Origin of the sequence: Leptonema illini DSM 21528, from assembly GCF_000243335.1 — a bacterium.
In the GTDB taxonomy this organism is placed as follows: Bacteria; Spirochaetota; Leptospiria; order Leptospirales; family Leptonemataceae; genus Leptonema; species Leptonema illini.
The window spans coordinates 2075134-2089835 of record NZ_JH597773.1; the positions used below are offsets into that span (position 1 = coordinate 2075134).

Annotated in this window: 13 protein-coding genes; 5 read left to right on the forward strand and 8 right to left on the reverse strand. The window is 53.4% G+C overall.

The features are described 5' to 3' along the window. Nucleotides 1-84: 84 nt before the first annotated feature. The 3 genes from LEPIL_RS09545 (at nucleotide 85) to metW (ending at nucleotide 3335) form a co-directional block, all read left to right on the forward strand. Nucleotides 85-1374 carry an O-acetylhomoserine aminocarboxypropyltransferase/cysteine synthase family protein gene (locus LEPIL_RS09545; protein WP_002772218.1) on the forward strand — a complete coding sequence of 430 codons (1290 nt, stop codon included), beginning with the start codon at nucleotides 85-87 and terminating at the stop codon, nucleotides 1372-1374. A gap of 201 nt (nucleotides 1375-1575) precedes the next feature. After that, the gene (gene metX / locus LEPIL_RS09550; RefSeq protein WP_425435259.1) at nucleotides 1576-2751 is read left to right on the forward strand and encodes a homoserine O-acetyltransferase MetX; all 1176 of its coding nucleotides are present in this window, start codon (nucleotides 1576-1578) and stop codon (nucleotides 2749-2751) included. Next, the gene (gene metW / locus LEPIL_RS09555) at nucleotides 2748-3335 is read left to right on the forward strand and encodes a methionine biosynthesis protein MetW (RefSeq protein WP_002772220.1); all 588 of its coding nucleotides are present in this window, start codon (nucleotides 2748-2750) and stop codon (nucleotides 3333-3335) included. Before metX ends, metW begins: the two co-directional genes overlap by 4 nt. Before the next feature lie 3 nt (nucleotides 3336-3338). Here the strand turns inward: metW and LEPIL_RS09560 are convergent, their stop codons facing one another. The 4 genes from LEPIL_RS09560 to LEPIL_RS09575 are packed head-to-tail and all read right to left on the reverse strand — an operon-like array spanning nucleotide 3339 to nucleotide 7253. Further along, nucleotides 3339-4562 carry a molybdenum ABC transporter ATP-binding protein gene (locus LEPIL_RS09560; RefSeq protein ID WP_002772221.1) on the reverse strand — a complete coding sequence of 408 codons (1224 nt, stop codon included), beginning with the start codon at nucleotides 4560-4562 and terminating at the stop codon, nucleotides 3339-3341. Beyond that, nucleotides 4559-5263, reverse strand: coding sequence for a molybdate ABC transporter permease subunit (gene modB / locus LEPIL_RS09565; RefSeq protein WP_002772222.1), 705 nt, complete (start codon nucleotides 5261-5263; stop codon nucleotides 4559-4561). The genes LEPIL_RS09560 and modB overlap by 4 nt, the downstream gene beginning before the upstream one ends. Nucleotides 5264-5286: 23 nt before the next feature. Further along, a complete protein-coding gene (gene modA, locus LEPIL_RS09570) occupies nucleotides 5287-6063 on the reverse strand; it encodes a molybdate ABC transporter substrate-binding protein (protein WP_002772223.1) in 777 nt (258 codons plus the stop codon). Between the two features lie 32 nt (nucleotides 6064-6095). Next, nucleotides 6096-7253 (reverse strand): deoxyguanosinetriphosphate triphosphohydrolase, encoded by a 1158-nt coding sequence (locus LEPIL_RS09575; protein ID WP_002772226.1) that lies wholly within the window; start codon nucleotides 7251-7253, stop codon nucleotides 6096-6098. A 73-nt stretch (nucleotides 7254-7326) separates the two neighbouring features. On the opposite strand from LEPIL_RS09575, the gene LEPIL_RS09580 reads away from it, so the two are divergent. Further along, nucleotides 7327-7755, forward strand: coding sequence for a hypothetical protein (locus LEPIL_RS09580; protein WP_040918586.1), 429 nt, complete (start codon nucleotides 7327-7329; stop codon nucleotides 7753-7755). A 248-nt stretch (nucleotides 7756-8003) separates the two neighbouring features. On the opposite strand, the gene LEPIL_RS09585 is transcribed toward LEPIL_RS09580, so the two are convergent. From LEPIL_RS09585 to ccrA, 4 genes are all read right to left on the reverse strand, one after another. Next, nucleotides 8004-9110: a tetratricopeptide repeat protein gene (locus tag LEPIL_RS09585; RefSeq protein WP_002772230.1), complete on the reverse strand. Its 1107-nt coding sequence runs from the start codon at nucleotides 9108-9110 to the stop codon at nucleotides 8004-8006. Between the two features lie 137 nt (nucleotides 9111-9247). Further along, entirely contained in the window at nucleotides 9248-9667 is a 420-nt protein-coding gene (locus LEPIL_RS09590; protein ID WP_002772232.1) for a response regulator, read from the reverse strand. 80 nt (nucleotides 9668-9747) lie between these two features. After that, nucleotides 9748-11778: an ABC transporter ATP-binding protein gene (locus LEPIL_RS09595; protein WP_040918590.1), complete on the reverse strand. Its 2031-nt coding sequence runs from the start codon at nucleotides 11776-11778 to the stop codon at nucleotides 9748-9750. Between the two features lie 7 nt (nucleotides 11779-11785). Then, nucleotides 11786-13033 carry a crotonyl-CoA carboxylase/reductase gene (ccrA, locus tag LEPIL_RS09600; protein WP_002772237.1) on the reverse strand — a complete coding sequence of 416 codons (1248 nt, stop codon included), beginning with the start codon at nucleotides 13031-13033 and terminating at the stop codon, nucleotides 11786-11788. A gap of 178 nt (nucleotides 13034-13211) precedes the next feature. On the opposite strand from ccrA, the gene LEPIL_RS09605 reads away from it, so the two are divergent. Next, nucleotides 13212-14663, forward strand: a complete 1452-nt coding sequence (locus tag LEPIL_RS09605; protein ID WP_002772238.1) for an HD-GYP domain-containing protein — start codon at nucleotides 13212-13214, stop codon at nucleotides 14661-14663. The last annotated feature ends 39 nt before the right edge of the window (nucleotides 14664-14702 follow it).

Sequence of the window (14702 nt, forward strand, 5' to 3'; positions counted from 1 at the left end):
CTGAACGATTCCCGTCGATTGCATTCGACGGCTTCACACTGAATAGAACGATGATTTGACAGATAGAGATGAGGAAGGACAGCTATGAGTGAAAAAAACTACCGCTTTGAGACTCTTGCATTGCATGCCGGACAGGCACTGGATGCCACACTTTCGCGAGGAGTTCCCGTATACAGAACAAGCTCCTATGTATTCAAAAACACAGAACATGCGGCGAACCTGTTCGCCCTGAAAGAACTCGGTAACATCTACACCCGTCTGATGAACCCGACGACGGACGTGCTTGAGCAGCGCGTATCACAGCTTGAAGGCGGAGCGGCCTCGGTAGCCGTGGCTTCGGGCACGTCGGCGATCTTCTATGCCATCATTACTCTGGCCGAAGCGGGAGATGAGATCGTATCGGCAAACAACCTTTACGGAGGCACCTATACGCAGTTTGAGGCCATCCTCCCGAAGCTTGGTATCAATACGAAGTTCGTCGATGCGAAAGATCCGAAAAATTTCGAGAAGGCCATCACTGAAAAGACACGGGCTTTTTTCGTGGAAACGATCGGTAACCCCGCCCTTGATTATGTAGACATCAAGGCCATCGCCGAGATCGCCCATAAAAACGGCATCCCGCTGATCGTCGACGGTACGTTCACCACGCCCTATCTTTTGCGCACGATCGATCTTGGCGCCGACATCGTCGTAAACTCGCTGACGAAATGGCTTGGCGGTCACGGCAACGCCATCGGCGGCATCATCACCGACTCCGGCCGCTTTAACTGGAAAGGCGGACGCCATCCGCTTTTCACCGAGCCCGACGAGAACTATCACGGACTGCGCTGGGCGATTGACCTGCCTGCGCCTCTTGCACCGATTGCCTTTGCCCTTCGCGTGCGCACCGTGCCGCTTCGTAACCTCGGCGCCGCCATCTCGCCCGACAACTCCTGGCTCTTTCTTCAGGGCATCGAAACGCTTCCGCTGCGTATCGTTCGTCACAGCGAGAATGCGCTGAAGGTGGCGCAGTATCTGAAGAACCATGCGAAGGTTTCCTGGGTGCGTTACCCCGGATTAAAAGACGATCCTTCGTATGCCCTGGCCTCGCGTGATCTGAAGAACGGTTTCGGCGGCATGGTCGTATTCGGCATCAAAGGCGGATACGATGCAGCGGTTAAGGTCATCGACAACATCAAGCTGTTCTCTCACCTGGCGAACGTCGGCGATGCGAAAAGCCTGATCCTGCATCCGGCCTCCACTTCGCATTCGCAGCTCACCGAAGCGCAGCAGCGCGAAGGCGGTCTGACGCCCGATCTGATCCGCCTTTCTATCGGTCTTGAGCATATCGACGACCTGATCGAGGCGCTTGATGATGCCCTGGCTCTTGCCTGATTATCGCTGATGAGACAGAGACTGCCTTGAAAAGGCAGTGAAAAGGCCGCCTTCGGGCGGTCTTTTTTTGGCCTCGATTTGCAAATCAACGTCTTCCTTTTAGCTGACATGCAGGGAAGCTCCGGAAATAATACCAAAAAGGGCTTCGGCCGAGGCCCTGTCGGCCGACGATCGAAAAAGATGAGCGAACCGCAAGAATCGATGGCGACGGATCTCCAGGATGGAGCCGCTGAAGGCTACAGGTCAGATGTGGGCGAGATACGCACGCAGACGGCGCGTCTGCCCGGTATGACGACTCGCTCGGGCTACAACTTTCCTTATATCGATATCAACTATATGACGCTGGGCGAGCTTTCGCCGGCGAAAGATAACGCCATCCTCATCACACATGCGCTGTCGGGAAACGCCCATGTGGCCGGTATCAATGAAACGGGCAAACCGGGCTGGTGGGATCATTACGTCGGACCTGGCAAGCCCATCGATACCGATCGTTTCTTCGTGATCTGTTCGAACGTTCTCGGCGGATGCAACGGCTCGACAGGCCCGACGTCGATAAACCCCGACACAGGTAAGCCCTACAATATGCAGTTCCCGCCTGTTACCATACAGGATATGGTGAAGGCTCAGTCCCTGCTCATCGATTCGCTTGGCATCGAACGCCTTTTTGCCGTCGTCGGCGGTTCCATGGGAGGAATGCAGGCGTTATCCTGGGCCATTGATTTTCCCGAACGACTGCACCTCTGTGTTCCGATCGCCGCAGCGATGACGCATTCAGCCATTCAGATCGCCTTCAACGAGGTCGGACGTCAGGCCATTCTCACCGACCCGAACTGGAAGCGCGGAGAATACGACGCCGATAACAGGCCCGAGCACGGCCTGGCCGTAGCGCGCATGATCGGGCATGTCACGTATTTAAGCGAAGCGGTCATGGAGAACAAATTCGGCCGGCGACATCAACGTCCGCCTCGCCCCGAAGACGTCTTTCCCGTTTTCTTCGCCATCGAGAGCTATCTTCAATATCAGGGCTTGAGCTTCGTTAACCGATTTGATCCGAACACGTATCTGTATATTACGAAGGCGCTCGACATGTACGATCTGCTCGACGGACGTAACGCCGACGAAGCGCTTGCCGGCGTAAAATGCCGCTTCCTTATAGTAAGCTTTGAATCCGACTGGCTGTACCCTCCGAAACAGTCACGCGAGATGGCGCGCATTCTGCGAAGAGCCGGAAAGGCGGTCACCTATCTGAACCTCGATACCGAATACGGGCATGATTCTTTTCTGATTCAGAATCCGCCGCTGCAGAAGGTGCTCGATAGCTTCCTTGATCTCGAATATAAGAACCTGCAGACCAGGGCAAGCGGAGCCGGTCGATGATTCTAACTGGCGTCTATTCGACCGTTATCGATTGGATTCAGGAAGGATCGAGAGTACTCGACCTCGGCACAGGCGACGGAACCTTTCTTGCCAGACTGATCGAAGAGAAGAACGTTCAGGGCGAAGGAGTCGAGATCGATATGGATCTCGTCGCCAGCTGCATCGAAAAAGGGTTAACCGTTCACCAGGGAGATATTCTCGACGGCCTCGACCAGTACAGCTCGGGTTCGTTCGATTACATTATTCTGCTCGGAACGTTTCAGGAGCTCGTTGATCCGAACTATGTACTCGAAGAGGTCTTTCGAGTCGGCAAGCGGCTCATCATCGGCTACAGCAACTTCGCCTACTGGAAAAGCCGGCTGCAGATCGTATTCAAGGGTAAGACGCCGATCACCGATTCGATGCCGCATCCCTGGTATAAAAGCCCGAACATTCAGTATTTCTCGATCAGGGATTTTCACGACTTCTGCGCCTATCAGAAGTTCTTCATCGTCGAAGAGGCCTGCTTCAGCAAAGAACGCTCGGTAAGCATGTGGCCTAACCTTTTCGCCGATCAGGCCGTGGCCATGCTTGAAAGAGCTTGAGCTTCAGGCCTGTATAGCGACGGCTTTGATCTGCGCCCAGAGCGACATGCCCGGAACGATATTAAGACGTCGAAGGGATCGCTCCGTTACTCGTGCGAATAAAGTGGTGCTTTCGTCGGCCAGCAGGACACATACGATCACATGAGCGGGCACGGAAGACCGGCGGATTTCGCTGACCCGGCAGCGCATAACATTCAGAATACTCGTATCTTCGCTTCGCGATAGGGCGAGACTGACATCGCCGGCTGAAATCCGGCAGCGCAGGCTTTTACCCGGCCGCTTCACAGAAGAATAAACGTAGAAATCAGCGCCGGCAACACACAGCCGAGCCAGGCCGTCCGGCTCGACCTGTACGAGAGCAGCGTCAAACTCAGAATACACATCGTCGTACACCGGCGCTATATGCCGGAGTATATCGGCCGGATCGCCTTGCGTGACGATGCGACCGTCTTCAAGCATAAGGATTCTATCGCCGAGACGAATTGCCTCTTCAGCGGAATGCGTCACATAGAGAATCGGAATGGATAACGCCCGGTGAAGTCCTTCGATGAAAGGAAGTATCTCCTGCTTGCGGCGCAAATCAAGCGAAGCAAGAGGTTCATCCAACAAAAGCATCTCTGGCCTGCGCAGAATAGCGCGAGCGATTGCAACTCTCTGTTTTTCGCCGCCTGAAAGCGCATCGCCACGCCGATTCAGCAGATGCTCGATTCCAAGCAAAGCTGCAACATTTCTCAGTTCTTCAGACTCGGTCTCGCCGCCTTGCAAACAACCTCTCAATCCAGAGGCCGCTGATGCCAGCACCCTTGAAATAAGAGGCGCTGCCGCCAGGCTTCCGTAGCTCAGATTCTGCCGCACCGTCAGATGATCGAATAGAGAGGGCTCTTGAAAAACCATGCCTATGGAGCGCCGATAGGTCGGTTTAACAAAATTTGAAGCGGTATCATGCCACAATTCATCCCTGACCTTGAGATATGCGGAGGCCGGCCTTTCCAGGCCTGCAAGGCAGCGCAAGAAGGTGCTCTTCCCCGATCCCGATGGTCCGAAGAGTACGGTTATACCTGAACCGGTGATCTCGAACGAAACCTTCAGGGTGAAGCGACCAAGACGGTGATGAAACATCCCCTCGATCCCCTGCTCAGTCTGTTCGCGCGGAGCGACCGATGGGTCGTCACTCTTTCGTGACTCTGGGGCTAACCCGGCAGGGTGGAAGGTATCGTGTTTGTTCATTCCACCTCCGTACGCTCAGGCATTTGCTCGCCTCGCTTCTCAACTCTTGCATTAATGAAGAGCAGTACGGCGAAGCTGAAAAGGATCATGCCTGCTGAGAGCCAGTGAGCGGCTCCGTACTGCATCGCCTCAACATGATTATAGATCTGAACGGAGGCGACTTTCGTCTGGCCGGTTATTCCTCCTCCGAGCATAAGGATAACTCCGAATTCGCCGACAGTATGGGCGAAGGTGAGTATGCCCGCCGTAGCGATGCCCTTTCTTGCCAGCGGCATCGCTACCGTAAAGAATGCAAAAAGCGGCCGTGCACCAAGCGTGGCCGCCACTTCCATCGGACGACGCCCCATCGACTGAAAAGCGTGGTATACTGGCTGAACGGCAAATGGCAGAGAGTAAAAAAGTGATCCAATCACAATGCCTTTGAAACTGAAAGGCAGAAGCCCGATACCGAGAGATTCTGTTAACCATCCCACCGGGCCGGACGGGCCCATGAGAATGAGAAGGTAAAAGCCAAGCACTGTCGGCGGTAGCACCAGAGGAAGGGCCACCAGCGTCTGAATCAGGCGACGAAAGGCGGTGGCCTTACGGGAAAGCCACCACGCAAGAGGAATGGTGATGATAAGAAGGATGAGCGTGACGGTCGATGCAAGGCGTACCGTCACCCAGATAGCGGAATAGTCTTCAGAAGTAAGAGGAATCATTTTACCCCATAGTCCGTAAATGGTCAGGGAAGACCGGAAGGCACGGTATCATAGCCATGTCGTCGTATAACCTCGCGCGCTTCGCCGGTCTTCATGAATTCAAGCAGAGCTGAGGCAGCCCTATTCCGCTCCCCCTTCGTCAGAAGAACGGCTTCCTGCCTGAGAGGCGGCATCATATCTGCTGGAACAATCCAGCATGATCCTGACTTCAACCGTCCATCGGAGCCGATTATCTGCGACAGGGCGACAAAACCGAGCTCTGCGTTACCCGCCGCTACAAACTGGTAGGTCTGCGTGATGCTTTCTCCCCGTACGATCTTTGACTGCAATGTTTCGAGCAATCCTTTTCCGGTCAGAACGGTTTCTGCTGCTCTGCCGTAAGGGGCAACGCCAGCGTTGGCGATTGCCAGGAAGCGAAAATTACCCTCGCTCAACACTCTGCCCTCAGAATCGACAAAGCCTTCTCGGGCACTCCAGAGAACGAGGCGCCCGATGGCATAGGTAAAGCGACTGCCTGGAGTGGCCAGACCTTCGTCGATGAGCTTCTCGGGAATGACATCATCAGCGGCAAGCAATATCTCAAACGGAGCACCGTTCTTAATCTGAGCGTAAAACGCCCCCGTTGCTCCAGACGACATCTGAATTCGATAGCCGGTCTTTTTCTGGAAGAGAGGAGCCAGCTCTTTCATCGTCGAAGTAAAATTGGCCGAGACGGCCACCATCACCGACTCTGCTTCAAGCGAAGCGAACGACAGCAGCATACTTACCACAGAAACAGCCCGGACACCTTTAAGAATCATACTTTCCTCTTTGATCCCTGAGCTTTACGCATCTACCCACCGGTTAAATACAGAAACTGCTTCTCTGCATACCGATCGGTCATGCCCGATATATAATCCGATACGACGCGTTCGAGTCCATCACGATCAATGCGTCGCTGAACATGCCGCGGCATCATATCGGGTCGCGACGTGAATTCACGAAAAAGCAGCTCGATCATACGTTCTCCACGCCTGGACATACGGATGACATCGGGGTGACGGTAGAGTTTTTTATGCAGATACTCATAGATGCTTCGAATCGATGACGCCATGGCCGGCGAGTTTCCGATCGGATTCTGCTCGGGATTGAGCGAGCGCACCGCCTCAACAGATAGAAGCTGTAGTTCCTGCAAACTCTGCGTCGAAGTCACGATAAGATCTGTAATGCATACGTTCAGCAGATGCCGGATGATCGTTCTGATCTGTAAAGGTCTGCGCAGCGCACGGAATCCCTCGCCGTATTGATCGTTACAGGATCGCATCGCCTCGCTCCAGTAGGGATGCGCTTTTAAATCCTCAAACTCCAGATACCCCGAATCAAGCCCGTCTTCGAGGTCATGGTGCACATAGGCGATGCGATCACAGCAATCGACAAGTAGCATCTCCATTGCGGGGAATCCTGACAGACGCTCTTTGCAAAGATCAAGCAGATGCGTGTCGCAGGAATAGACCTCTCCGTGCTTCATCATGCCTTTCAGAGTCGCTCTTGTCAGATTCAGTCCTTCCCAGAATGGATACCTTTCTTCAAGGACAGAGACGATGCGCATGGACTGTCGGTTATGCTCGAATCCACCGGCGTCCTGCATCAGAGCATGCAGACGATCCTGGCCGGCATGGCCGAACGGCGTATGACCGAGGTCGTGCGCAAGGGCGAGCGTTTCGGCAAGATCGCCATTCAGGCGAAGCGTGGATGCGACTGACCTGGCGATCTGACTCACTTCAAGAGAATGCGTTAGACGAGTACGATAGTTATCTCCTTCTGAATTCACAAAGACCTGAGTTTTGTAGCCCAGGCGACGAAAGGCCTTAGAGTGAATAATGCGATCACGATCGCGCTGAAAAGGGGTGCGAAAGATCTGATCGGGTTCGTCGTGCAGACGGCCGCCAGAATCGGATGTCGCATAGGCGGCAAGATTGTCATTCAGTTCAGGCTTTCGTAGTTGTTCCATATATTCGCTGCAATGAGAGTCAGATACTGTTTATTTCGGTGGACAGTGATACTGTGACATGGCTCCGGGACATATGTATATTCGATTTTTTTCCATTTCAAGGATTCTGCCCCTTTTCGCAGGCATTGCCATTTTCTCAGCTCTGTTGCAGTGCGGCATGATTCGTCCGTCAGAGGGGCGATCGGGCGTCGTGCAGTTTACGAAAGAGATCCCCGCCGAATGCAATACGACGACCGGTTTGAAACAGAAGGTCGTGCGAGCCGTCTACTCGGAGCGAGAACTGGTTCAGCATTACGGTTTGTCCTTTCAGGTGCACTTCAACGATAAGAAAAGCCCCGATCTGTATGGCGCCCTCTACTATCAGAACCGCGATACGAATCTCTACTGCATGGCCCTGCCCGACGGACGCTTTGCCGTATTCCAGGATTCGCAGATCGACGAGCATAAACGCAACGTCATTCACGAGGTTTGCTATCCTCTGAAAGATTGCTCACAGCCATAATAATAAAAAAGGCTGCGAATACGCAGCCTTTTTGCAGTGTTTTCTACTGATTCTCGATTAGCAGGCTGCTGAAAAAGCAGCCTGCTAAGGCAAAATAGGATGTTTTGCCAAAATGGCCTTTTTCCCAAAAGGCCATTTTGCAAGGATTTTTGGGCTTAGCTCAAAAATCCGTCAGCTGAAAAAGTCCACGGATGGACTTTTTCAGCAACCTGTTAGGGAGGATCTCATTTCAGCAGGTCACCTTTTACTCACTGCTCTTCTTCGATACGCTGCTTCTCTTTCTTAAAGAGAGCATACGTAGTTCGCTTTGAGCCATCCATGAATTTAGGACCGCCAGCCTGAAAGGCACGCTGAAAAAGCTGGTCGGCTTCCTGAACTTCTCCAGCGGCAAATTTTGCGATGGCAAGATTCCAGAATGCAGCGCTTGAAGAACCGCCAGATTCATCTACGGCCATCTCCCAGGATTTAACGGCCTGCTCCATATCGCCGGCTTCAACCCAGCTGATGCCGTCGGCCAGATACTGCTGCACAAGCTTCTTATCGCCGCCTTTTACGTCGTCAACGCCATCTTCGATGGGCAGTTTGAACGTCATCACCTTCGGGGACAGCTTATCGGCGATCTTCTTTGCAGCCTGCTTCAAGGCTCCATCGAAGGCCTGAAGCTCAGAAGGGCACTCCGGATTGCCTGCCTGGTTCTGAAGCTTGAAGGGCTCTGTCGTTGATGTCGAAACCGAACGCCCGGTTTCAACGTTAACGAGTTTGCCTTCAACAAATACGGTAAGATAGAGAACTCCCGTCGGGCGCGTAGTCGATTGATTGCTCATCTTCACGTCTCTTCCGTTTGCCGCCATAGCCAGCTGCAATGCAGCCGAAGCGGCGGCGACGGAATCGGTGACCATCTCAGTCTTACATTCCACACGAGGAAGGGCGGTCATATTGACGAAGAACAGATGATCGACCTGGAGCTCCTGCCCGATGGAAAGCTGATAGTTCGTAAGGCCGGTCTGCGATCGAGCAAGCTCATTGTATCGAGCATTGCGGCTGTCGACGTCAAGGATGGTGTAATAGCCGTAGTCTTCAAGGGCGGATTTCATCGATGCGCGAATGGTGTCGGACCATTCTTCGGCAAGGCCGGCTCGCATACTCCGTTGAATCGCTGGAGGAATCTCCTTGGCGACGACGGCCACACGCTTCTTGCCATCAAGGGTTTGCTTGAGGCGTGTTCCGGCCGTTCCATCGGGGAACTGCGGGAATTTGATCGGAATTCCCGGCCCGCAGGCCGCCGTCAGAAATAATGCGGAAACTGCGAGGGTGGTGGCCAGTCGGCCAGAACTCTTGATCAAATACGCTGACATTGATTCCTCCATTCATACTGCTCGAAAGCACACGGCTCAAAAGCTAAAAAAACGCTATACTACGCAAGAAAAAGTGAACTCTCATTAAGAGACGACGTTCTCGGTCTTCAGTTCACGATAAATGTTTGTATTGCCGATCAGTGCGCCTTTTCAATAAATTTTTGTGCGGCGCTGTCAAAAAGTTTCATTCCCAGAAAGAGCGGGTCTTTTTTCAATACAGAGGTTTTTGGAATCAGGTAGTCGATGCCGATTCCCGAAAGCATAATGCGACTCAAAGTCGTCGCACCGGGAAAGTCAAAGCCGGTGCTGGCAACGACAACGGTGCCCCGGTAGCCATCTTTATGGATCTTTTTCAGCATGTGGATGCCGGCCATCTGCGATTCCATCGTAATGTCGGTAACGATGACGGCGTAGTGCCCTTTGCCGCGCTCCTGAAACAGTCTGTAGCCCTCCGCTCCGTCGCGGGCGCGTTCACTTGTATAGCCCAGCCCTTGAAAATACTCATCAAGAATCGCCGCATAGCGATCATTATCATCTACAAGAAGAAGCGGTTTCATACCCTCAGTCCTATCAATTTTCGGCTTATTTTTTCGGTGTGGCAGATCTGTCTGCCCGGTTTTTATCCCGTGCTCGGGTTTCAGCGATCCTGCATGGCCTCACGGCTGATCTGCTGTAGCCTTGCATACAGGCCCTCACGCTGCATCAGATCGGCATGCGTTCCGCGATCGACGATCGAACCGCCCGAAACGACGAGTATAAGATCGGCTTTTTCAATAGTGGAGAGCCGGTGAGCGATCACAAACGTGGTTCGATTCCTGAAAAGGCGGTCAAGCGCCTTCTGCACAAGCTGCTCGCTTTCCGTATCAAGGGCCGATGTGGCCTCATCGAGAATGAGGATCTCGGGATTATAAAGCAGAGCCCGCGCAATAGAGATGCGCTGACGTTGTCCGCCCGAAAGCATCACGCCGCGCTCGCCGACCACGGTTTCATAGCCTTCGGGAAACCGCTCAATGAAGTCGTGAGCGCTGGCAAGGCGTGCGGCACGCTCCGCATCCTTTACCGTATAGCCGGGTCGACCGTAGGTGATATTCTCACGGATGGTCCCATGAAAGAGAAAGACCTCCTGCTGCACGATGCCGATGCGACTGCGGTGATCGTGTATGCGAGACTCACGAATATCAACTCCGTCGATCAGGATCTGCCCGGCCGTCGGATCAAAGAAGCGCGCCATCAGGTCCATCATCGTTGACTTACCCGAGCCGCTTTCGCCGACAAGAGCAACCGTCTGCCCGGCCTTTACCGAAAACGAAACTCCGTTTAACACCTTTTTATCGGTACCGGGATAGGCAAATTCGACGTCGCGAAACTCGATTCCCTGCGTCATCTTTTGAAGGGGCCGGGGCGCAGGCGGATCGACGACGTCGGGCTTCGAATCGAGCAGCTCGAAGATGCGCTCTCCGGCCGCCTCGGCCTGCGCAATCTTACCGAACATGCCCGAAAGCTGGATGATCGGACGTATAATAAAAAGCAAGGTTAACAGGAAGGCGAAAAATTCGCCGCCCGTAAAGTTTACGCCGTCGATAAAGTAGGCTCCGAGGGCGATGATGCCGATCGTCACAAGCGACGACATCAACTCCACGAGATTCGGTCCCATGCGAATATAGAAGAGCTCTTTAAACGATCTCCACGTATAACGCTCGTTCTTAGCGCGAAACTTCGACGTCATCCAGTCTTCGACGGCGAACGAACGAACCGTACGCACTCCAGAGATGTCTTCCTGTAACACGCCAGAAAGCTCGGCCAGCAGATCCTGACTGCGTCTTGTCGACTTATTGATTTTACGCGAGAAGAGCGAAACAGGCGAAAGGATGATCGGTACCGTGAGCATCGAGATGAAAAGCAGCTTATAGTTCAGATAGACGAGAAGAAGCACATGCGTGAGAATAAAAAAGATATTCGTAATCGCATCGCGCATATTGCTCGATATGACGGCGGCGACAAGCTCCACATCGTGGATAATGCGGCTCATCAGGTATCCGGTTTTTTCTTTGTAGAAATTGTTCAGCGGTAGCTCATGCAACCGACTGTAAAGATCGCGACGCAGGTCACGTATGGCCATGTACCCCGTTCCGGCAATCAGGCGAACGCTCACCAGATGAAAGACAAGACGCAGCAGATAGATAGGAAAGACGACAGTCAGAGCGGTAAAGATCACCATACGCGGGCTGTAGCCCGATTCGTTGATCTTCAGCTTCCACTTAACGATGGTGATCAGATGAAAACGATCGATGGCCGAAAAACGAGAGGCCGGCGGATCTTTAAGAGCGTCAAGCACGGCCTTCGACTGCTCTTCGCGGATCTTCTCGGGAACTTCGGGAATGAGATACAGCTTCCAGTCTCGGTCTGAGAGCTGTTGCCCCGTAAGTTGTTCGGGTAACTCGACCTTATAGAAATGGATGAGAACGGCCTTCTGCAAGAGCTTTCGCTCATGTTTTGAAAGCTGAATATAAAAACGCTCCCCCTGATCGCCAAGGGCGTCAAACAGAGGATAAAAGGCGGTTAGAGAAACGCCGTTTAAGAGAGCGACAAGGAATGCAATACCGAGCCCCGTAAAGAAACGGGACCGGTACTGCATCGAATAAGAAAGTAGCCGAAAAAAGTGTTTCAATGTGACCTCAGCTGATGCCGAGTCCTTCTTTCGGAGCGCCGACGAGAATGGCCATATTGCCGGGCGGATGCTGGTTCTTCATCATCACCTGATGGCATGTTCCCGTCTCTTCGAACTTGTAGGTTCTTGACAGGCAGGGATCGACCTTCTTTGCAATCACAAGGTCGTTCAGGCCTTTTGAGTTCTCATCATTGGCAAAATGCGAACCCTGCAAACGCTTCTGGCGCATCCACAGATAACGCAGGTCGACCGTGGCGTTGAAGCCCGTCGTTCCGGCGCAGATGACGACCATACCGCCCGTCTCGCAGACAAAGGTGGACGTCGGCAGCGTGCTCTCACCCGGATGCTCGAAAACGATCGTCGGGTTACGTTTGCCTGTGATCTCCCAGATGGCCGAGCCGAATTTACGAGCTCGCTTCGTCCAATCCACGAATACTTCGGGTTTGTTGATCTCGCTTGTGAGCGGACCCCAGTGATCGAAGTCCTTTCGATTCAGGACGCCGTCAGCGCCGAGTTTTTTGCAGAATTCCGCCTTGTCTTTTTCAGAAACGACGGCAACGACGGTCGCGCCGGCGGCTTTTGCGATCTGAATGGCCATGCTTCCAAGGCCGCCCGATCCGCCCCATACAAGGACGACGTCATCGGATTTCACGTCGTTCGGTTTCCAGTGATGAAGCATTCGATACGCCGTCGCTCCCACGAGCATGTAAGAGGCCGCGGACTCCCAGCTCAGATGCTTCGGCTTGGGCAGACACTGATGGTCCTGCACCTTTGTAAACTGGGCGAACGATCCCCAGTTGCTTTCGTAGCCCCAGATGATCTGCGAAGGGGCGAACATGGGGTCTTTTCCGGCTTTTACATGCGGATCTTCGGCATCCCACATTCCGCAGTGAACGACGACCTCGTCGCCGATCTTTACATTCTTAACATCGGCGCCGACGGCATAGACGATACCGGACGCATCGGATCCCCCGATGTGAAAGTCCTCGGGTTCCCCCTTCTTGTTGCGAGCAGCGATGACGTTGACGGGATAGCCAAGAGCAGCCCATACGTTGTTGTAGTTTACTCCTGCAGCCATAACGCCGACAAGCACGTCTCTGGGCCCGAGCTCCGGAACGGGAATCTGTTCAATCTGGAACGCCTTCTCAGGTTCGCCGAATCGTTCCGCACGAATCACCTGTGCATACATCTTCTGAGGCACAACGCCTACCGGTGGTAGTGTGCCAACAGGCACAATTTCTGGTCTGTCTGACATGAGGGTCACGTTTGTTTTTTTTTCCCTGATTTCCACCCTTTTTCCGTCCCAATAGGGCAGAGATGAGGAGGGTACCCGTCAATTCCCGCAGTCATCTCAAAAAAGAAACGATTGACCGGCCCTTTTCGCAAAGCAGTCTCGCAGTAAGCGCCGGCAGCGTGCAATCCAGAACTGAACTATGAGCGATAAAAAGTACATCCCGTTTGATTTCACTCCTGAGATCATGCAGCAGATCGTCGAGAGCCGCGAGATTCCGGTTCACTTCTACAACAGAGAAGGTCAGATTCTCATCTACAAAAAGGTAGACGCCACCGAACAGGAAATCGACCGCCTGTTACGCTTCGTTCAGCTCGGCATCTATTACGACCAGGATGACGGCGAAAAGCTCGGCATTAAAGAACCGGCCCGCGACGTTCCCGAAGGGCTGACAGATACGAAGCTGCTCACTCAAGAAGTAGCCCGTGATCTTGCCAACGAAACGAAGGATCTGTTCTCGACTCTGAAACGCACGGCGATCACCTCCGTACAGGCAAGGCGCACAAGCGAACGCCTTTCAAAGGTGTTCCAGGACTTTGAAACGCAGCCCGATTCCATGACCGGCCTGGTTAACATCATCGAACTCATGAAAGAAGGCGATAACGCCTATGAAGTCGAACTGGCAACGAAGCGCACTGTCGTTGCAATGGCCATGAAGACAAGAGGAATGCTGGCGCAGAACTTTCGCGAACAGGCCCGTCATACCGACTCCGTAAACGTGCTCATGATGAGCGCTCTTATGTGCGATATCGGTTATGCTAAGATGAAGATGCCTCTTGAATCGAACATTGCGACGAAAGAGATGAACTACATCAAGAATCATCCGATCATGTCGTATCTGCTTCTTGCACATGAAGGCGCCATCGATCCGCGCATCAAGCGAAACATTCTCGTTCATCACCGCCCCATGCGTGACGGAAACGGAAAAACGAACAACTACCCCGATCTGCAGTTTATACGGACGAAGCTCACCGAAATCCTCGAACAGTATTCTCGCTTTCCCGAGAAAAAGTCCGTCTGCGACGACATCCGTATGCAGCTCAAGCTTTTACAGCAGGACATTCCGTACGACGAGGACGCCGCCATCCTCTGCCTGGCGAGCGAATTCGCATCGTTAACCAGTCAGGTTCCCTGGAGAAAGCCTTTCTCGCCGAGACGCGCGGTGCAGATGATCATCAACAACTCCTTCTTCACGTATCCCGATCGGATCGTGCGGGAGTTCCTTGATTACGTAGCCATCAGCCTCTGCGATAACCAGAAGATTCTGCGCGAAGGCGATTTCATCGTCATGGCGTCGAGATCGCAAACCGGCCGAACGTTCTTCGAGGTCGGTCAGATCACACACAGCACGCGTTATCAGAGTCGCCCGGGCATCGACCGCATCGCCACCGTCGATCCCGTCATCGAGACGAGCCCGAAGATTCGCTTCGCTCGCTTCGACCTGAAAACGCTCAAGCCCGACCCGCGTTTCGCTCACTTCGAACTTTCGCAGGACGACAGCCGGCATATCGTGTATGCCATTGATCCGAACTACGATGAAGAGCTTTTTAACGAGCTGATGAAGCTTGTAAAGAACCGCTACAGGGTCCGTTGAGCCGATTCCAGCTCCGCTTCCTGCTTGATTTCAGGGTAG

Bases quoted from the DNA above. Each gene is read 5' to 3' on its own strand.
- LEPIL_RS09545 (WP_002772218.1), top strand. From the start codon at position 85: ATGAGTGAAAAAAACTACCGCTTTGAGACTCTTGCATTGCATGCCGGA.
- metX (WP_425435259.1), top strand. From the start codon at position 1,576: ATGGCGACGGATCTCCAGGATGGAGCCGCTGAAGGCTACAGGTCAGAT.
- metW (WP_002772220.1), top strand. From the start codon at position 2,748: ATGATTCTAACTGGCGTCTATTCGACCGTTATCGATTGGATTCAGGAA.
- LEPIL_RS09560 (WP_002772221.1), bottom strand. From the start codon at position 4,562: ATGAACAAACACGATACCTTCCACCCTGCCGGGTTAGCCCCAGAGTCA.
- modB (WP_002772222.1), bottom strand. From the start codon at position 5,263: ATGATTCCTCTTACTTCTGAAGACTATTCCGCTATCTGGGTGACGGTA.
- modA (WP_002772223.1), bottom strand. From the start codon at position 6,063: ATGATTCTTAAAGGTGTCCGGGCTGTTTCTGTGGTAAGTATGCTGCTG.
- LEPIL_RS09575 (WP_002772226.1), bottom strand. From the start codon at position 7,253: ATGGAACAACTACGAAAGCCTGAACTGAATGACAATCTTGCCGCCTAT.
- LEPIL_RS09580 (WP_040918586.1), top strand. From the start codon at position 7,327: ATGTATATTCGATTTTTTTCCATTTCAAGGATTCTGCCCCTTTTCGCA.
- LEPIL_RS09585 (WP_002772230.1), bottom strand. From the start codon at position 9,110: ATGTCAGCGTATTTGATCAAGAGTTCTGGCCGACTGGCCACCACCCTC.
- LEPIL_RS09590 (WP_002772232.1), bottom strand. From the start codon at position 9,667: ATGAAACCGCTTCTTCTTGTAGATGATAATGATCGCTATGCGGCGATT.
- ccrA (WP_002772237.1), bottom strand. From the start codon at position 13,033: ATGTCAGACAGACCAGAAATTGTGCCTGTTGGCACACTACCACCGGTA.
- LEPIL_RS09605 (WP_002772238.1), top strand. From the start codon at position 13,212: ATGAGCGATAAAAAGTACATCCCGTTTGATTTCACTCCTGAGATCATG.